Origin of the sequence: Aquimarina sp. TRL1, from assembly GCF_013365535.1 — a bacterium.
GTDB classification, from domain to species: Bacteria; Bacteroidota; Bacteroidia; order Flavobacteriales; family Flavobacteriaceae; genus Aquimarina; species Aquimarina hainanensis.
In genome coordinates this window covers 1,969,833-1,988,767 of sequence record NZ_CP053590.1, presented here as the reverse complement: position 1 = coordinate 1,988,767, position 18,935 = coordinate 1,969,833, and the positions used below count along the sequence as shown (strand labels likewise).

General features: G+C 36.6%; 25 protein-coding genes. 8 read left to right on the top strand and 17 right to left on the bottom strand.

Annotated features, from left to right (window positions below; genetic code table 11):
• Position 1 precedes the first annotated feature (1 nt).
• The 14 genes from HN014_RS08155 to HN014_RS08090 form a co-directional block, all read right to left on the bottom strand.
• The gene (locus HN014_RS08155; protein ID WP_176028392.1) at positions 2-412 is read right to left on the bottom strand and encodes a hypothetical protein; all 411 of its coding nucleotides are present in this window, start codon (positions 410-412) and stop codon (positions 2-4) included.
• On the bottom strand, positions 381-926 hold the full coding sequence (locus tag HN014_RS08150; protein ID WP_176028391.1) for a phage holin family protein: 546 nt from the start codon (positions 924-926) through the stop codon (positions 381-383). The genes HN014_RS08155 and HN014_RS08150 overlap by 32 nt, the downstream gene beginning before the upstream one ends.
• An 18-nt stretch (positions 927-944) precedes the next feature.
• Complete coding sequence (locus HN014_RS08145) at positions 945-1,148, bottom strand: hypothetical protein (protein ID WP_176028390.1); 204 nt, start codon at positions 1,146-1,148, stop codon at positions 945-947.
• A 2-nt stretch (positions 1,149-1,150) separates the two neighbouring features.
• Positions 1,151-1,630: a hypothetical protein gene (locus tag HN014_RS08140; RefSeq protein WP_176028389.1), complete on the bottom strand. Its 480-nt coding sequence runs from the start codon at positions 1,628-1,630 to the stop codon at positions 1,151-1,153.
• Positions 1,623-2,609 carry a late control protein gene (locus tag HN014_RS08135; RefSeq protein WP_176028388.1) on the bottom strand — a complete coding sequence of 329 codons (987 nt, stop codon included), beginning with the start codon at positions 2,607-2,609 and terminating at the stop codon, positions 1,623-1,625. The genes HN014_RS08140 and HN014_RS08135 overlap by 8 nt, the downstream gene beginning before the upstream one ends.
• Positions 2,590-3,138: a DUF6046 domain-containing protein gene (locus HN014_RS08130; RefSeq protein ID WP_176028387.1), complete on the bottom strand. Its 549-nt coding sequence runs from the start codon at positions 3,136-3,138 to the stop codon at positions 2,590-2,592. Before HN014_RS08130 ends, HN014_RS08135 begins: the two co-directional genes overlap by 20 nt.
• Complete coding sequence (locus HN014_RS08125; protein ID WP_176028386.1) at positions 3,131-5,053, bottom strand: tape measure protein; 1,923 nt, start codon at positions 5,051-5,053, stop codon at positions 3,131-3,133. The genes HN014_RS08130 and HN014_RS08125 overlap by 8 nt, the downstream gene beginning before the upstream one ends.
• Positions 5,054-5,332: 279 nt before the next feature.
• A complete protein-coding gene (locus HN014_RS08120) occupies positions 5,333-5,635 on the bottom strand; it encodes a hypothetical protein (protein WP_176028385.1) in 303 nt (100 codons plus the stop codon).
• A 71-nt stretch (positions 5,636-5,706) separates the two neighbouring features.
• Positions 5,707-6,135 (bottom strand): hypothetical protein, encoded by a 429-nt coding sequence (locus tag HN014_RS08115; protein ID WP_176028384.1) that lies wholly within the window; start codon positions 6,133-6,135, stop codon positions 5,707-5,709.
• Between the two features lie 12 nt (positions 6,136-6,147).
• Positions 6,148-7,674 carry a DUF2586 family protein gene (locus tag HN014_RS08110; RefSeq protein ID WP_176028383.1) on the bottom strand — a complete coding sequence of 509 codons (1,527 nt, stop codon included), beginning with the start codon at positions 7,672-7,674 and terminating at the stop codon, positions 6,148-6,150.
• A 2-nt stretch (positions 7,675-7,676) separates the two neighbouring features.
• A complete protein-coding gene (locus HN014_RS08105) occupies positions 7,677-8,126 on the bottom strand; it encodes an N-acetylmuramoyl-L-alanine amidase (protein WP_176028382.1) in 450 nt (149 codons plus the stop codon).
• Between the two features lie 72 nt (positions 8,127-8,198).
• Positions 8,199-8,426, bottom strand: a complete 228-nt coding sequence (locus HN014_RS08100) for a hypothetical protein (RefSeq protein WP_176028381.1) — start codon at positions 8,424-8,426, stop codon at positions 8,199-8,201.
• A gap of 6 nt (positions 8,427-8,432) precedes the next feature.
• Positions 8,433-9,281, bottom strand: a complete 849-nt coding sequence (locus HN014_RS08095; RefSeq protein ID WP_176028380.1) for a hypothetical protein — start codon at positions 9,279-9,281, stop codon at positions 8,433-8,435.
• Positions 9,282-9,301: 20 nt separating this feature from the next.
• On the bottom strand, positions 9,302-10,321 hold the full coding sequence (locus HN014_RS08090) for a hypothetical protein (protein WP_176028379.1): 1,020 nt from the start codon (positions 10,319-10,321) through the stop codon (positions 9,302-9,304).
• 173 nt (positions 10,322-10,494) lie between these two features.
• On the opposite strand from HN014_RS08090, the gene HN014_RS08085 reads away from it, so the two are divergent.
• The 8 genes from HN014_RS08085 (at position 10,495) to HN014_RS08050 (ending at position 16,530) form a co-directional block, all read left to right on the top strand.
• Complete coding sequence (locus tag HN014_RS08085) at positions 10,495-10,776, top strand: oxidase (RefSeq protein ID WP_176028378.1); 282 nt, start codon at positions 10,495-10,497, stop codon at positions 10,774-10,776.
• A gap of 15 nt (positions 10,777-10,791) precedes the next feature.
• A complete protein-coding gene (locus HN014_RS08080; RefSeq protein WP_176028377.1) occupies positions 10,792-11,295 on the top strand; it encodes a phage terminase small subunit-related protein in 504 nt (167 codons plus the stop codon).
• Between the two features lie 170 nt (positions 11,296-11,465).
• Complete coding sequence (locus HN014_RS08075) at positions 11,466-12,848, top strand: hypothetical protein (protein ID WP_176028376.1); 1,383 nt, start codon at positions 11,466-11,468, stop codon at positions 12,846-12,848.
• A gap of 5 nt (positions 12,849-12,853) precedes the next feature.
• Positions 12,854-13,315, top strand: a complete 462-nt coding sequence (locus HN014_RS08070) for a hypothetical protein (protein WP_176028375.1) — start codon at positions 12,854-12,856, stop codon at positions 13,313-13,315.
• Positions 13,305-13,715, top strand: a complete 411-nt coding sequence (locus tag HN014_RS08065; protein ID WP_176028374.1) for a phage protein Gp36 family protein — start codon at positions 13,305-13,307, stop codon at positions 13,713-13,715. Before HN014_RS08070 ends, HN014_RS08065 begins: the two co-directional genes overlap by 11 nt.
• A complete protein-coding gene (locus tag HN014_RS08060; protein ID WP_176028373.1) occupies positions 13,712-14,203 on the top strand; it encodes a phage morphogenesis protein in 492 nt (163 codons plus the stop codon). Before HN014_RS08065 ends, HN014_RS08060 begins: the two co-directional genes overlap by 4 nt.
• A gap of 3 nt (positions 14,204-14,206) precedes the next feature.
• Positions 14,207-15,394: a DUF935 family protein gene (locus tag HN014_RS08055; RefSeq protein ID WP_176028372.1), complete on the top strand. Its 1,188-nt coding sequence runs from the start codon at positions 14,207-14,209 to the stop codon at positions 15,392-15,394.
• Positions 15,395-15,558: 164 nt separating this feature from the next.
• Complete coding sequence (locus tag HN014_RS08050) at positions 15,559-16,530, top strand: phage minor head protein (RefSeq protein ID WP_176028371.1); 972 nt, start codon at positions 15,559-15,561, stop codon at positions 16,528-16,530.
• Positions 16,531-16,846: 316 nt separating this feature from the next.
• On the opposite strand, the gene HN014_RS08045 is transcribed toward HN014_RS08050, so the two are convergent.
• From HN014_RS08045 to HN014_RS08035, 3 genes are all read right to left on the bottom strand, one after another.
• The gene (locus tag HN014_RS08045; RefSeq protein WP_176028370.1) at positions 16,847-17,149 is read right to left on the bottom strand and encodes a hypothetical protein; all 303 of its coding nucleotides are present in this window, start codon (positions 17,147-17,149) and stop codon (positions 16,847-16,849) included.
• A gap of 76 nt (positions 17,150-17,225) precedes the next feature.
• Entirely contained in the window at positions 17,226-17,453 is a 228-nt protein-coding gene (locus HN014_RS08040; protein ID WP_176028369.1) for a hypothetical protein, read from the bottom strand.
• Positions 17,454-18,062: 609 nt separating this feature from the next.
• Complete coding sequence (locus HN014_RS08035) at positions 18,063-18,932, bottom strand: DNA cytosine methyltransferase (protein WP_176028368.1); 870 nt, start codon at positions 18,930-18,932, stop codon at positions 18,063-18,065.
• Between the last annotated feature and the right edge of the window lie 3 nt (positions 18,933-18,935).

Genomic DNA, 18,935 nt, shown 5'->3' with positions numbered 1-18,935 from the left:
GTTATTCTGGGGAAACAATAAAATCTTTTCCTATCTGGTAATGATTTATACCCGTATCAGGCTGTACAATAAAATCAATACCAAGCTGCCAATTATTTACACCATTTTCTAAGTCATTCCCTGATACTATAAAATCAATACCAAGCTGCCAATGATTAATCCCTGAGGAGGTATCGATTGGAATTGTTGTTACTGCTGTTGATGGAGATATATTATTCTGTCTATAAAAGGCAACAATTTCTGGGACTAAAGGTTCAGGGACAAATATTTTCTGATTGTTTGTTAATAAATCTGTAATACTTATATCGTTCTCTCTAGCTAGATCGAAGACTGCTTCCAAGCTTCCCAGATGTTGAATTGCAACATCTGCTAAAGATTGATTATTCAATACCTGTATCTCTTTTTTTTCCATCGAACTCAAATTTTTCGTTATATTTTCTTAGAATTATTCCGACGATTGTTTTTGATTCCTTGTAACCTAATGTGCCGAGATTTTCTAAGTAAGAAACAAACAGCTGAAATACGATTGCAAAAAAGACTGTATAATACAACCAAGAAAAAGGATTAATTTCTAATCCTGCGATCTCAGGAACAGAGATTGCTTTTGAAAAAGAAAAGAGCAAAAAGATAACAAACAGGTAAATACAGATTTTAAAAATCATTCGCCCGGCTTTGCGACTTTCAAATCGTTTTCCCTGTTTTCTGGCTGCTTTAATACCTGTTATATACTCTGCAATAATTAGTAATACGAAGGCAAAAAATACGATAAGGTCTAATCCTAAATATTCCTTTAAAAACAGTTCAAAAACCGCCAAAAAGCAAGACCATTTTATAGCCTTTAAACTAATTGCGCCAAATGTAGATTTATAGAAATCATCGGTATTTAAAAAGCCAAAGGCTTGGATTAAAAAATTTATAGTTTTCATTTAAGTTGGTTTTAGTTTTTATGTTATAATTCCCGTTCCTGTAACTGTAGCACCATCACTTGAAACACCAGTAACTGTAGTGGTGCGCCCAACAACAAATTGAGCAATGGCAGCTGCTTGTTTTTTAGCAAAGCGTCTTCTTGCTTCTTCGGGTGAAACACCTGTATCCGCTTCTGCATCGTAGGCGAGTTCTAATAAATTTGCTAATTGTGCTTCTGTCATATTTATGTTAAAAGATTATTTAACCGCTGTTTAATTGCATTCATTGCTGGCACATTTATACTTGTGCCTTGTATTACTATTATTTTATTTATTTCGTCTATTAAGTCATTCATGACTCTTTTTAAACTTTCTTGATTCGCATTGATTTTATACCCGGATTGATCGATTAAGAAATTTACACCCGAAATATTCCCTTCTATACTTTCTATTTCATTGGCAGCGCAGACAAACAAAGTATTATCATCTCCTGATATTTTCCCTAACAATACAGTGCTGCCAACACTAGGAAAGCTTATGACTTTGTTTGTTTTATTATCGATAGCTGCACTTAATCGGACATCTGAATATTCCATCTGATCAGTATCTAATGCTGTAATTGTTTTTTCTTCTTTATTAACACTCATTACAGTAGCAGAGAATATTTGCTCCTGAGATGGAAAAATACCTTTAAATGCTTGTTGCAACTCTTTATCTTTACTCATAGCTTAATTTTCTTCCAAGTTCAATCTTCCGTCGTGCTCCGTTTACTCCAAATGTGGTTGTCACTTTCGATACAAAATAGATTCCGTTTCGCTCTGGAAAATTGGAATCCCAAACACTTACACTCATACCTCTAGTTACATAGGGTATTAAAAAAGAGGTGAGAGAACCTTCATAACCTGTGTATTTAAGGTTTTTTAATTCACTTTGCCCGATACGCTTTAGTATCCCTTTATCAGAAACATTATATTTATGCAATGTTCTTTGCTCACCGTCTGTATCGCCAACAACCACCTCTATTTTTGTGTTGTCTTTGTTTACTCCAATGACTTTAACCATTAAGCGAACATCTTCTTCACGTCTATACCTTAGATCGTGAGACACTACATTTTTAAACAAATCGAAATAGACCGTTTTTGGGCTGGCAATTTCTTGCCGTAATCCTGCATATAGCTGTTGTTGATCGTTTAAATAGATTGCCAAGCCATATTCTTCTGTTATCTTCTGTAACGCCTTACAGCCGTTTACATTTTTCAGGATGAATTTGTCAAAATTTACAGTTGGAATATTTCCAGCTAATTGTATGTCTGTACCTGAAACTATGTGAGAGATAATTGTTTTTAATGTTGTGGAGCCAAAATTCTTATGAATGCGCTTTTTACGCAAAAAATACATAGCATCTTCACACTCTATACTTACAGTAGGAGTATTTGGCTTTACAAAAGCCACATACCCTATAAATTCTGTATTTTCATATTCTCCCTTATAAGACAGTTGTATTTTTACAGGATCACCCGCCTTTATCTGATTTTCAAGACGAGACTTTTTAAAGCCTGTATTTTCATTGCCAAACATTGCAGATGCCGGCATTTTTATTACTGCAGTATCAGAAAGTAAGTCAACAGATTTTACGATGCTGACTTCATTTATTCTGGTAAAGATGTAATCACCTATAAATATCTTACTTGCTAATACGTACATTATCTTTCTCTTTTATAATGGCGTAAAAATCTTCATCCGAAATCGCATTAATAATATATTTCTGCATATGTGGCTGCCCTTGCATTTTATCAAATGAGTATGATTTAATCACAAGGGAATGCACATTGAAAAGCTCCAAAAGATCATTTTTTACTGGCAAAGCTCGATTTTCTTCACAAATAGAAATTATTTCCTCTACTTGTTTTTGAGGATATTGCCGCTTTTGATCAAAACATATTCCCTCTATTCTTATTCTGTAATCATCTGCAGAAATAAGCTCTTTAACTGTTCCCCTTCGGTTGCTTCCGGTTACCACTGTTTCGACAATTCGTTTTTGCCCATTAATTGTAATTAATGGTTCATTCGGAAATGTTTTTCCATCAATTATCAAATCCATAAAATATGGCGTACCCAAATGATTTTTCCTAAGGGAAGTTCCCACTCCTATGTTAGATTCTTCTGTCTTCTTATAGGCAGAATAATCCCCTAATGTTTTACGCTTTAAGGCGTCGATTGAAAAATTAGCCATTACTTGTTTGCATTTGATTTATTGAATTCATTACACGGAGCAACATTTCCTTTAATTTATCTTCCATCTCTTCAAATCCTTCGCTAACAGTTGTTGTTTTTAGTATGAAATTTTCGATTTGCTTTTCAAAAGAGACGTTAATATTTGTTTGTCGGGAGCCACCTCCATTAATAGCGGATATTCCTTTTTCGGCTCCGGCTGCTGCTAATGCATTTTGTGTTTGTTCTATTCCTGAATTTCCAAAGCCTAATTTTGAAGCTAATCCGCCTGTTTTGAAAAACTTTGACTTATTGGCTTGTTCTACTCCTTTGGAATAAGCGGTTCCGGCGGTTTTACCTAAATCAATCGCCTTTTTAATAGCGGTAGAAGATGAGTTTAATCCTAGTAAATCATTTCCTGCTTTTTTTCCGACTTCCCACGCTGCTTTCCAATCTCTTTTTACAAACAGAAGGTGAAAAGCTTCTGCCAATCCTGACAGCCCTTTGATGAGCTCTTGAACTCTATTAACAGCATATTCCTTTATTATATTCGCAAATCCTTTGATTGTCTCCCATGCTGCCATTACACCACCACGGAACCAGCCGACTTTATTGTATGCGTATACAATTGTACCTACTAAAGCAACGATCGCACCAATAACCAAGCCCACCGGATTAGCATACATAACCACATTTACCGCGATCATTGCTATTTTCCACAATCCATAAGCAATCGTTACATATCGGATTAGCGGAGCAAGCGGTTTTAACCAATTAAGCATTGTAGATATACCCAAAGAAGCAACTTCAAGCACCACCGAAGCACCATCGATTATGGTGGTAAAAAATGACACTGATGTGGCAGCTGCATTGGATTCAGCAGAAAGTCCCAGAATCGCGGATAATAACGAGGTGATTGAATTCCATAAAGGAGACAATTTAGAAAAGAAAGAAATCGAACTGTTTTTTATCTTATCAAAAGAATTCACAAGCGCAATTCCAAAATCTATCCCCTTGACAATAGTAGGAACAAGATACTTTTCTGCAAAACCTGCTAGATTGGTTTTAAGATTCCCCGTGAAGGTTGATATTTTGCCAAGCCCCGTCTGGCTTACTTTTTCCATCATTCCCGAAAATCTCCCCCCTTTGGAGGTAGCTGTTTTAAATGCATCTTCTAAGACTGTAGCCGATATTTTCCCTTTACTCATTTGATCTTTTAAATATCCGATGCTTTTCCCTGTCTTGCGGGAGATAACTTCCAAAGGGTTGAAACCAGCATTTATCATTTGGAGTAAGTCTTGTCCCATTAATTTTCCTGCACTTCGAGCCTGTGCGTATGCAAGTGTTAAAGAGTTAAGCTTCTCTTTGTTTCCCCCGGAAATATCTCCTAACATCTTAAGGGAGGGAAGTACTTTCTTTTCAGCCATACCGAAATTCAAGAGCAACTCTGCGTTTTTCTGCAGCTCTGCGTTTTCAAAAGGCGTTACATTGGCAAATTTGTTAAGAGATTGAATCATACTGTTTGCCTGCGATACCCCACCTAGTAATGTGGCAAATTTCACTCTTGTTTGCTCTGCATCTAGTCCGAGTTGCACCACGCCTTTTACGCCATTAAAAAGACTCATGGCTCCGAAAGCGCCGACGGCTGCACCTGCCCATCCTTTCATTGCGCCACCAACACCATTAAGACGGTTGATCATGCTCTGAGGAGGCATATTTTCAAGCTTTTTTAACTGGCGAGATGTTCTGTTCACCTCTCTGTTTATCTTACGTACCTCTCTTACTGTAGTGGCTGCCCCTCTTTGTCTGCCTAATGAATCTAACTTTGCATTTAGCCCGTTAATTGATTTTGCAGATTGAAATGTTTTTGATTGGAATTTATCTTGTGTATTGGTGATTTTTGAATACACACCAGTGGCGACTGTTCCTACTTTCATGAGCTTAGAACTCATGAAGTCTTTAAGGTAAACTGAATAACTGTAATTTGACATGATAAATTAGTACAAGCAAAAATGAATTTGTGGTGTGTTGTTGTTTTAAAAGTTAGACAGTAGTGCTGCGCTTCCTTTCGTCTTCTCTTATATGCTCTAGGATGGCAAATTTTTCTGCCCACTGATCGTCTGTTAGTGAAGTAGGATCGATACCCAAATGATATTGCATAAGGGTATCGATATATACTATACTATTTTTTTCTACGGGAGTATTTCTCCAGCGGGCTAAAGCTTTTCCACCTCAATAGCTTTTACTTCCAGAATTTCATCGATCTTTGGAAGAATTCCCATCAGCGCGCCTTTGTCGGTTTTGATCTTTTCGTCTCCTTCTAACCAACAGTTTTCCAGGATAGTTTCTGACATGGCTAAGGGATCCTCCCTGCTGGCAGACATCGCAAAGCCTAAAGTTGGTCTATCCGGGGTGTGTATGTAAATATCCCCATATTTGTCTGATTTTAATCTAAATACTCCTTCGGGGTGCTCCGATTTCCACTTGTCTATTTGCTGTTGATCAACTACTGTTTTCATTTTATATCTGTGTTTTTTTATGGTTTTAAATTCTTTTTTAGCTATTAGGTTAAATTGGATGATTCGGTGTCTTATGCAGCTAAACGCTTCAAGAACATAATTGGCAAGGTGATTTCTGAGAACTTGTCGCCTTGCTTCATTTCTCTAGTGTCGTCTGTGAATTCACATCCCTTTAATATGTATGTGCGTATTTTTGTAGTACCTTTTTTTACAAAAGAAACTGTAACATCAAAAGGAGGCATATCGGTCAAATCTTCATCTGGTTCCAAAAGGTCTTGAAGCCTTTCAACCTCTGACTGAGCTAAGATCAACTCACCTTCTGGTGTTTTATTCCCGCTTTGAATAGAGTGCGGGTCTTCCCCTCGAGCATGGAAATACTCTTTCTCTTTTTTTATCGCAAATTTCACCCCTCTGATCCTTGTTAAAATCCGACCATCCATTGACACTTGCGTGTCAGACCATCTGTATTCCGGAGCGGAGCTGTCAAATGTTTTAGGCATCTTTATCTATTTTTACACGGTCGCAAAACCAAGATTAATAACTATATTTCCTGCATTACCTACTGGCTGAATATCTAGAGACAATTGCAATTGATCGTTGCTTAAAATATCTTGATCAGGAGGGATATTTACTCTAATAGACGATATTTCTCCTTTAGCAGTCATTTCTCTGTTTAAAGTAGTATCTATTTTTGCTTCCCATCCCTTAATTAAAGCCGGAGCAATTTTACCAGAGGCATCTATAGGGATTTCTTCCAATATTTCGTCTATAAACACATTATAACTCAATCTTCGTGCTTTATAAATTGTTCGAACTCTTGGAATTGTGTTAAGATTGTTTTGAGCAGTCACTGCAGTTGGGGCGTGGGAAAAGAAGTAACCTGATCTTCCGGCAAATGACCTCATGATTATATACCCTTTTTTGTGAAGAGTATTCCAATGATTTTCCTGATTATCTACCTTTTCTTTATTGGTTAAATACCCCTGCAAAATCGGAAGAGCACCCGATCTGACGCGCCCAGGGTTTCTTTGTACAGGGTCTTTTGCCAGGCGTCCTAACAACAATCCAACACAAGCGTTAGTCGATCCGTCGGAGTTTGCAAGCAAAACACTCACAAACTCATCATTATTCTGAGTGTAGTCTTTTAACTCGGTTGGTTCTCCCGTGTAATTTGCTCCGTCAATAATTACAGACGCTTCTTTGAAACGAGGAGCATATTCTTCGATAAGCGATTGAGCTTTTAAAACCGACAGCTCTACATCTTTATCAATACCATTTTCCGTTTCTGCAGGGAGTGTCGCTTTTCTGGAAACACCCAGTAAACGAATTGTGCCTTTTGAACTGTTAAACAAGGTCTTGGAATATTCCTTGTTTTTGTCGAGCATATCGGAGGTTAAAACGTCTGCAGAAACCAGCATTATCCAGAGTTCCGCGCCTGACTTTGCTTCATCATAGAACTGCTGAATTTGCTTATAAGCATAATCATTCCGTCCTGTAGCTGTTATTCCTTTACTTTCTGCATCAGATACACTATAAACCACCTCTGGCGTATTTAGCTGTATTTTTCCACTAACGGCAGCTCCTGTTAAGATCATTCCTGCAATTCCATCTTGTGTTTGAAGAGATTGAGAAATTCCTTCGGTATTGATATTTATTTTTACATCGGGTAAATTACTCATGAGTCTTTTTTTTTTAGATTTTCGATTTGCTCTTTTTTTCTTACGGATTTCTCTGGGAGTTTCTTTTTTTTCCTGACTGATATTTGTATCTGGCAGAAATTGAAGCGTACCTCCTTTTTTTAAGTGCAGACCTCTTAAGTTGTTCTCCACTTTTATTCGATCTTGCGATGCCATTTTTATCACCTTGTTTTGTAAAGTGTCTAAAGTCACTTTTAACTGTTGGTGAGATTTTGACAATTCATCGTATTTCCCTTTAATTTCTTGGGTGGGGCTGTTGCCTATGAAATAACCGATTATTAAGATTGCTAATCCGGCAATTAAATGGCGTACAATGGGTATTTTTAAAAGTTTTAAAAACATAATTATAGATTTTTGTATTCCTTGATTGCGTCAAAGCAGGGACATGCTTTCAACCACTCAAACCGCTCTATTTTTCCATTGCCATTACGATCTGGGGAAAGATCACGATGTCCTTTTATTTTTGCATTTCGGAATTGGTTTTTTAATTTTTTGAGTTCCGTTTTTAATGATTTCTTTTGCGCGCTTGTTCGCGTATCTTTTGGCGATCCATTTTGATCTAACCCTCCCACATAAGCAACACCAATAGTATCCTCGTTTTTTCCTTTTACATGAGCTCCGATTTGGTGAAGAGGGCGCCCGTTTTGCACACTTCCATCTAAAAGAATTAGCTTGTGATATCCTACACATCGAAAACCTCGTTTTTTGTGCATTTTATCGACATCATTGATATCGTAATACTCACCTTCGATTGTTGCTAAACAATGAACTACTATTGTTGTTATTTCTCTCATAAGACAAGGATTTTACCCCGTAGGGTACAAGCCTCCTGCGAAATGGCAGGACAGGCTCGTAAATAAAAATGATTAGCTTTCTGGGGTACTATCTTTATCCGCTTTCTTCTCTGGGGTGATCGTTTTCACGGTTTTGATTTTCAGCGTTGCTGCATGTTTGTTTGCTAGAAAAGGATCGGCAAATAAGAAACTATCGGAAGTCTCGAATAACTTTTCTACACTAGGACGTCTTTTAAAAAAATCCTGAGCAGGGGATTTCTCGGATGATTTATTACTTGGTTGTTTATCTTTATTTTCCATACTTATTTAGATTATTGCTCCCAGATATTTAGGATTGTTGGCTCGAATGTTTCCTACCAATCCTCGTTGTGCATAAGACAACAAATCAGCTTGCGTTTTTGCTTTTTTCTCTTCTAGAAAAGCTTCTGTATCTCCAAAACATCGAAACGTTTCGCTTGAAACCCAGGAAAAAGAACTTCTTCTATCTCCGGCTAATGGTACTGCTCCGTAAGGTTTTTTAATTCCTGTTTCAGTAAAGACAGGAGTTTGGGAGTACGTGAAAATCTTAAAATCACAATAGATTTTGTTTTTTTCAGCGATCAGTTCTTTGTAAAGCTTTTTGTCTTCTTTTTTAATACGAGCCCAATGACCAGCATTTAAGCATAAATTCAAATCTTCATTTATATCGTGATCCATATAGAATGCACGCAAATCAGTAATAGCGTCAATAATAGAATCATTGGCAGCTAAATCCATTTTTGAGTTAAACTCGTTGCCCTCACCCGGAGTCCACATATACGCTGCTTTTCTCCCTAACTGTTTAGCCAAAGCATTTCTATGCCTGTTAATCACTGACTGTCTGCGACCATACGAAAGCTCCACCTCTTCTAACTTACGATGCCTTGTTACAGCCGTACTATAAGTCGACAACAATACTTCGTGTGGAATATCATCAACCGCCATGATGGGTAATTCCGCGTCTGGATCAGCAGCGAAAAAATTCTCATAAACAGTAGGTTCAATCCCTGCTTCTTGTAGATGCAGAGTGTTGTTGTTTACATATTCGGATTTCTCCTCGCTTTGATAAACAAAACTTGTATCAGGAATGGGATTTTCCTTTAAGTCTGCCTCCCATACTTCTGTCTGTAGTGCCATTGTTTTACTTTTTTTTGAAATTATTTATGATATCGAACTCCCTTTTTATAATCAGCAGCCAATTGAGTGTAAAGCTGCGGGTCGTTTTCTTTTATTCTTGCGAGCTCCTGTTGATTATGCTTCTGTAGATAATCAAAGGTTGATTCCTTATCTGAGGAATCTCCACTTCCTCCAACATCTTTCATAAAAGCGGAAAGCTCAGTATTTGAAGTTTTTTTAGCAGACGCAATGTTGAATAAATTGGAAAGTGCAGATTTAGCACTTTGATGATCTGCTTTAAAAAGTGTGGTGTAACTTTCTTCAAAGCTTTCCTTTGCATCGCCTGTCAAACCTAATTGTACTGATGCCTTTTCGATCAACTCTTTTGACTCTTTATCCTGTTGTGTTTGTTGCTCTTTTTTGAGAGTGGTAAGCTCTGATGACAAATCAGTATTACTTTTTTTTAAATCATTGATCTTTTGCAATTGCTCAATTTCGGTAGCATCGCTTTTCAGCCCTAATGCTAGGGCAATGGTTGAAGTACTCATATTGTCTTTAGTTTCTGTTTTTTGTTTTTGAATTGAAGGAACACTGGCTAGAGCTGTTTTAAGTTCCACTTTGTTGTTGTCTGCGTCATAAAAGCTAAGTGCATTGTCATTTGCTCCTTGATCTACAATGGAGATTTCAACCAAACGACATTTTGTAACGGTCGCTCTTGCTTGTCCTTGTAATAAATATTTAGGGTCTTCACTAGTCTCTATAATTTCTATTCCGATACTAGCCATTCGCAATACATTTCTTTCAACCTTCCCCCCAATAAGTGCAGCAAAACTTTCTTTATCATCAAACCAAGGAACTGCAGTCATTTGCCCTGCGTCATTAGTTTTTAATTTTTTCCAGCCACCGATCACTTCTGTACCATCAGGATTCCATTCCCGACGATTATGCATATAATACATAAGAGGGTTTCTGTTAAATTGAGAGGTATCTATTCCAGAGGTCAACACACGGAAACCATAATGGTTTATTACGTTCTCATCAGTTACAACAAATGTCTTCATACTCTAATTATTTTCATGGCAAAATTGCAGTATCATTTTTCGTTAAAAAAAAAAGACATCAACCATTGCTAAATCCTTCGCAACCCTTGTGTTTAAAGGGGCAAAGCTTGTTTATATTTTTTTCGCTCCCCCTGCATTATTACACCTTTGTAAAGAATTAAATACCAAAAGAGATGAAAGATTTTTTATTAGATCAGAACGACGACTTGCTGATCAAAAACGGAGATTTTGTTACAGGAGATAGTACAGACAAACACCAAGAACATATTTTAATCGCTCATAAGGGAGAGTTTAAGGAGTTTCCGGCAATTGGCGTGGGAATATCGGATTACTTATTAGAGGACAATTTAAAAGACGCTATAAAGGAGATAAAACGGCAATTTGAGTATGAGGGGATAAAAATAAATAAGATAGAAGTAGCAAACGGAGAAATCAATATCGACGCGAGTTATTAAATAATACTGTAAACGATGAGTAAAAAAAAAGCACCTCCCCGCAAAGGCAGACTCCCTAAAGCCGTATCAGAAAAGCGTAGAAAAGACGGAAAAAGAATGTTTATCAACGGTCTTTCTTATGCTGATATTGCAGAAATTTTAGATACACATATTGATACTGTCAAAAACTGGTCGAAGCTAGATAATTGGGAGGAAGCAAAAAAAATGCACACTATTTCTATTAGTGAAATGAGAGCGGAGATTCTAAACACGCTCCATTCGCTGAAAAATGGAGAAAAGCCAAAAGTATCCGCAGACGCTATTCGCAAAATAGTGGCAGCTTTTCAAGAATTAAATGATAAGCGTAAAAATGCTGCCTATGCGATTGAAAACTTTGACACCTTACTGGATGCCTTTATTTCTAAAGCATCGGAAGCAAAATCACAAAGGGAAAGGTTACATATTCTTGACATGATGAAATACACCGCAAATGTAGCGCAGGAAGTAGTCAACAAACTATATATCGATTCAATCAAATGACAAGCAAGGAACTAAAAGAGGCAAAAGAAGAATTTAACAAGCGTTGCAAGTTCTTAAAAGTTGCTACTTATGACAGTCTGTTTAAAGAAACCGCAGCACAACAAGAAGAACGTATAAAACATCTGTTGAAGCCGGAGAATTACTTGGAATTCTTCGACTACTATTTTGGTATGAATACTCCTATACCTTTGGCAGACGCACCTTGTGCAGATTTTCATTTGAGCAGTTATTTAAAAGTATTTCGCAACCGTAAAATAAAACTACAAAGGCGCTGGTTTAGAGGTGCTGCGAAATCCATCCACACGAATGTTGGGAATGTAACTCATTTAAAAGAAAACAATGAGTTAAATTTTGGATTGATTATCGGAAGAGCTGAAAAACAATCAAAATTATTACTTGCCGATGTGCAAGCGCATTTAGGTCACAACGAACGGTATATTAAAGATTTTGGAATGCAAATGCAATATGGTAGCTGGGCAGATGGAGCATTCGAAACCAACGATAACAAGTTCTTCATGGCATTGGGGTTAAATCAGCCGTTTCGTGGGTTACGAAAAGGAGCCGACCGCCCCGACTTTGCTTCTATGGATGACCTAGAAGACAGAGAAGCTGCAAAAAACAAAGAACTTACAGCTAAAAAAGTTGAGAAAATCACAGGCGATTTAGGTAAGGCAGGACACAAGGACAGATTTCGTCAGATTATGCCTAATAACTATATTGTTAAAGATGGTATTGTCGATGGATGGGCAAAGAAAAACAAGGATTCGAAAAACTTTGAAATAGAAACAATCAATTTATGCGATGCTGATTTCAATCCCTCATGGCAACAACGATACACCTCTGAAGAATGTATGGAAATAGTTGAAGACTCAGACTACTATACTAGTCAGCGGGAAGACTTTAACACTCCTATCGAAGAAGGGAAACAGTTTAAAGAAAAAGAAATCCGATTTAAAAAAGTACACGGCAATAAACACTGGGATTGTCTGGTCGAATTTTGGGATTTATCCTTTACAGAGGGAGGAGATTACAAAGCAGGGGTTGTTTTAGGTTTTGAAAATGGAAAAGCACACGTACTTGAATTATTCTACCGTCAGTGTGAATCGTCGGTTGCAATGGATAAACATTTTCAATGGCAAGGGAAATACAATGCGCGTGGTATGGCAATTAACAGCTATTACGATGCCACAGCATCACAGAAAGCGGTGCATGACCCTAACTGGCTTATTGCCTGTGAGCGAAATGGAGGAAGTGGAATTCCTTTGCCCGATCATGCAACCGGCGACAAACACGAGCGTATCGTAGCGACGCTAAAAACCATGTTTTTTAACCGCCTGTTAACCTTTGATGAGCGATTAAGAGATAGCGAAGACATGGAACAGGGAATTATTCATATCCTCGCTTTTGAGAAAAAATGTTCGTCCCCAGACGATTTACTAGACGCTCTTGAATGCGCAGTAAGAAAAGGGAGACTCCTTTTTGGGGCTGAGATTTCTTCTGATACAAGCAAGAGAAAACCAATAATTAGAATACGAACCAGAGGAGGGTTTTAACTATTATGAAAATACGCAGACTGGTGAAAAACACCTTTAAAAAGGAATTAAAGGAAATAACGATTTACAAATGGATTGATCTTTGGAAAGGGCAATTAAATGGCGATAGAAAAAGTTATCCGCCATCTTTTCCTGCAGCATATATTCATATTAGTGATATTGATTACACTGATCGAACAGTGCAGCTTCAAGAGGGGGAAGTAAGTGTATCCGTATATCTGTTTTTTCATCAAGGCACCGATTCTTTTGTTGGTGCAGCTGATGAAGCTAAAGAGGATGATATTCTCAATATTGTAGAACAAACAGCAAATACACTTCAATGGGTGCAAGAGGACACTTTTCCCGATGGTTTTACCTTGATTCACGACAAAGATTTGAGCGATCAATATCGACGCCCGGCATATAAATTAACATTTCAGGCAGTAGTACGTACCGCCATAGATAACAAATACAATTATGTTTATTGAGAAAGACGATTTAAAAACGATATCAGTCGTACAAGTGATAAATAATCTTATTAACGATAATGATGAGATAGTCACAGAAGTAATTGAAGAAAGTATCGATGATATGATGGGGTATTTAAAAAAATATGCGCATCATAATATTTTTGATAAAAGAGGAACGGAGAGAAATCCAACCATCAAAAAGCACTTAAAGCGAATAGTCAAGTACGAATTATACAAACGAAAAGATATTCAAATTGATGACGATACACGCATCGATTACGATGAAACGCGGACTTGGTTATTCGACATCGCTACCGGGAAACTTGATATAAATCTACCTGAAAAAGAAGCAGAGCCAGAAACCTCGGGAGATGGATTTATAAAATTAGGCGGTATGCCTAAATACAAAACAGAATGAAAGAACTAGCAGAAGCGATAAAGCATAAAGCAAAAAGAGTCGCAGAGTTTCTTGCTCGGGAAGGAATCGAAATAGTGATTGTCGAAGAAGAAAATCACATTCAGGAAAATTTCCAAAATGAAGGTTTTACAGACGGGGGTGTAGAAAAATGGAAAAAACGAAAAACCGAAGACAAAAAAGGAAGGGATATCACAAGATACAGAACGAATCGAAGAGGAAAAAGAGGAAATAAAACAGCCTATGGAAGAAAGAACGAAGGACGAGCAATTCTTACCGGGCATGGCACAGGAGGAGACAAGCTGAGATATTCATACAAATCCAGCAAAAGTGGCAACAAAGCAACTTTCACAAGTGATAAAGCTTACGCAGAAATACATAACGAAGGAAAAGGAAATATGCATAAAAGGAAGCACATCGGAGCAGCGAAAAGCAAAACCGCTAAGATTAACCGGAAAGTAAAAAAAGGGTTGGATAAAATTCTAAAATAAACAATGGAAAATATTACAATTAACAATAAGGCAATGCCGGGAAACACTTTAGAATTGGCAAAAAAAGCACAAGAAATAACACTTGATTTAGCCAAGGTTAAACAATCAGTATATCGCAGGGAAATTAACCACCACCAACGCGCAAGAATGATGCGCCAAAGCGCTAATCCAAAAACATATCTGCAGCAAGAAGTATACAAAGATGCAATGATGGATAGCCACTTAACAGCGGTGATAGAAAATCGTATTCTCAGAATTCAAAACCGTCGGTTTGTGATTACCAACAATAAAGGCGTTACCATTTCTGACAAAAATAAGATTATCGAAAAAAAATGGTTCAGCGACCTTTTGAGGTATCTGATGGAAAGCATTTTTTTCGAATACTCGCTGATGCAAATTTTGAAAGAAGGAAACGAAATAAAAGCGGTAAGAAACATTGAAAGGGCGAATGTGATTCCTGATACGGGGATGGTTGTAAAAAACATTACAGACGACAAAGGACTGGATTTTACCGCCTTTCCTGACGATCTGTTGTTTGCAAAATTACACCAAGGGCATGGACTTCTCGAAAAAGCGGTTCCGCTGACGATTTTAAAAAGACATTCCTGGGCGAGTTGGGACGAGTTCGAACAAATTTTTGGTATTCCAATACGTATTGCCAAAATTTCATCAACAAACGATAAGGTAAAACAAGAAGTTGCACAATGGTTGGAACAGATGGGAAAGGCATCACATGCCGTGTTTCCTACTACTGCAGAAATAGAAATAAAAGAAAACAAAAATCAGGACGCGTTTCAGGTATTCTTTAAAAAAATAGAAGCAGTCGACAGTCAGGTTTCTATTTTGATTAATGGGCAAACCATGACAGTTAAAGATGGCTCTTCCAAGAGTCAAGCCGAAGTGCATGAAAGAACAGAAGAAGAAATAACCAAAGCCGATTTGAAAAACTGCCTGTTCTGGCTGAATGATCATTTAGTGCCTGTATTGAGAAGATTAGGACATCTATCAGAAGAAGAGAGAATCGGAACTGAAACTTCTACAGATCCTTTAGAGAGGATAAAAACCGATCAGATCCTTATGAAATCATCCGGTTTTAGATTAACAAAACAATATCTAGAAATCACCTATGGGGCAGAACTAGAAGAAAAGCCAAAAAAAATAAAAACACCGCAGAGCGAAAAAAAGAATTAACGGCACTTGATTTGTTGTATAGATCGCATTGTTGCGAAAAACACACTTTAAGTGCCGATAAAAATCAGGCTATAATAGATATCACGATAATTAATAGAATGATATCGGACATTTATAAGGGTAAAAAAATTAACAGAAAAAAACTGCTTAAAAACACAATAAAAGTGTTACAAAAAGCAGTAACAGAAGGCTATGGAAAAACCTTAAGCGAAGTTGGTTACATTTCTCCTGATTGGGAAATGATCTCACATTTAAAGTATAATGTTGGAGTATTCGCAGCGTTTAAAAATCATCACCAAATCGAAGAGACAGTAAAACTACTGATCGATGATAATGGAGAAGCCCGAAGTTGGGAAGATTTTAAAAATGCAGCGCTTGCACTTAACACGCGGTATAATTCGGTTTGGCTAAAAACAGAGTATCATTTAGCTAAAACAAGTGCAAAAGCAGCACGAAGATGGCAAGATATACAGCGTACAAAACACATATACCCAAACTTAATCTACGTAGCAGTAAATGACGGAAGAACAAGGGAGCTGCATAAAAAATGGCACGGAATAATTTTGCCTGTTGACCATGTATTCTGGAATACACATTACATACCAAATGATCACGGGTGTAGATGTAATGTCTTTAGAACAGATAAAGCAGTTGACACAAAAGGATATAACGTTGAAAACATGCCGGAACTACCGCCTATGTTTAATCAAAATACCGGAAAAACAGGAGTTGTGTTCGATAAAAGCCACCCATATTTTAAAATCAAAAATTACAAGAATATTGCCGATATGGCGCACAAAGCAATTATGAATATTCAGACTCAGCAAATAAAACAATACATTGTAAAACAACAGCTGCTTGACAAATCATTTAATTCTCAATTGGGGAAAGTAAAAATATTACCAGAGGCGGTGGATCGAATACTCCAACAAAAAACAGAAAACAGCTACCAATTAAACGCTGTTTTTTATGACCTAAAAAATGTAATTAAAAATGCATTGTACATTAAAACAAAAGAGAAGAAAGGAAGTAAATACCATTTTTTACATCTGCAAATTAAAAACAAAAATGTATACTTAACAATTAAGGAGGAAGACGAAAAATATCAGCTATATAACATTACTGATAAATTATAAATCAAAAAAGCGATTGTTGACTTTGCAGTCTTTTTTGATCAGCTTGTTTGCTGTAAGGCTTTTCCTCATTTATGATAGCTGCAATTGTTCGTACAGATAAGTAGAACTGAACAGAAACTTCATTTAAGATAGCGTTGTAGCGCCAGTTAGGGTGTTTCTGCGAAATCTCATGAAAACGCTTTCTAATGTTCTGATTACGTAGGATTATGAGGTGTGAGTTTCTTGGCATACCACAAATGTATAAAAACGTAGCGTAAAACAAAAAAAACCGCCAAAAAGCAATTTTTTGGCGGTTTTTTCATTGTTTTTTAGACTTTCAATTTTTAATTCCTAGTACGTATTTTTCAAAATCAGAAAGTCCATCAATATATTTTTCTCTCTCCGATCTAAAATCCAAATCGTAATCTTTTAAGTTTTCCTTAGCCCATTTCTTTTTAATATACATTTTCTCACCTTTGTAATACAAGGCATCCAAATTGTATAATCTTCGTACTAATAATTGAATACCATATTGAGATTTATTTGCAAGCATTTCTCTAGCACATAAATCATCAAAATCACAAGGTTTTGCATATATCAAAGCCGCTATATCATTGCGTAATGTGGTTAATTCATTCATCGTTTATTTAGACTTTTTATTATTTGGAATTCTATTTAAAGGAATAGAGCCAAAAGCTCTTAAAGCTTTCTGTTTTTCATACGTCTTCATCTATATCACATATTTCACACCCCCAATCAAAAAAATCTGACTCACCTGTCTTTTTATATAGCCACTCTGAGCATTCAATGCCATCAGAGAAGAAAATTATATCATTGTTCTTGTTTGCTTGAACTATCTGACTATATACCACTTCAGGTATATCCACATCGTAAATATCTACCATGTACCTTACTTCTACTGATATTCTTTTTACTCTTTTCATTGCTTTAATTATCTTGGTTCTACTAATTTTATTTCTTAAAGGATATTGTGATTCTCACTTTATTGCATTTGTAAAAAACATCGTTTTTACAATGTTTTATCGGCTTAATTGATACCTTAAAACCTTTATGTCTTTTTCTGAAAAAACGTACAGCAATTAACCGCTCCATTCCTGCCCCATCCCAAATGTAAATTTGAAATTTTATCCTGTACTTCCCACTTTTTGCGGTTTTGCGAAGAGCTTTTTTAATTGCTCTGTACTGCTTGATAGCTACTTTTTTACTCCTTCTGTTTTTGACTTTTGTAGCTGTTTTGTATAATTGTAATGCTTTCATATTTAAACCCTTATTTATGGTCTTTTACTTTCCATGCTATTAATGTTTAAGTCCGCAATCTGAACAATACCAATTCTTTTTTATATCCTGTAGTACTGACGTTTCAATTTCACATTCAAAACAGTGTAATTTAAATTTTAAAGGAGTCTTCTTCTTGAAAACTCTACGAATCATATTAATACACAATTTAAACAGCGATTGTTTTTTTCTTTGCATTTTCTCGATTTTAAATTTGTTATTTTATTTCTACTTAAGAATTTATATTGGTAATTCTTTTATTTAAAATACCTTTTGATTTCTTCTGCTGCCCATATACCTACAGGTACGGAAACTCCGTTACCAATCATTCTGTATGCATAGGTATCTGAACAATTAAATTCGTACCAATCAGGCACTCCTTGTAGCCTTGCGTATTCTCTAACTGAATAGGGTCTAACCCCTAACGGAAATCGTTTATCTTTTACTAGCCTGGTCGACTTATCTTTTGCATAGTGCGCCACGCATGTTGGAGCAATGTCGTTTCTGTTCGGGTCTGAAATAATTGGTAAGTCTCGATATTTCCCGTTCATTCTTTGTTTGATAGCTTTTGGTAATGTTACCCTAGGGTTTATCTCCAAAATATCTTTAAGCTTTACAGGTGTTGCGTTTTTTGGAGGGCGCCAATTAAACGGCTTTTTGCTTCCAAAAATAATAAGTCTGTCTCTTCTTTGAGGAAGCCATGTTGATGTCTTAATAGGACAAAAAGTAGTCACGTAATAATTAGGAAGCTTTGTCATCGCTTCCATTACCACTGGAAATGCTCGCATTCCGGGTACGTTCTCTACCACAAATACTTCCGGGTCTGAGATAGCTATATGCCGGAAGGCATGTAAGAATAGTTCGTCTCCTGTTCTTGTTCCATGAATATCCGCAATTGTACTGTATTTAGTACATGGGTAGGTGAATACCTTTACGTCTGAATCTGATTCATCAAACACAAGCTTCTTCGCAATATCTGATTCAATTACATCGTGATTAAGGTTGTCACGCTGTACCTTACAACAATACTTATCGATCTCAAAAGATTGTTTTATTTCGATTCCGGCGAGCAAAAACCCTAAATCAAATAATCCTGCACCTGAAAAATATGAATTAATTGTAACCATGTT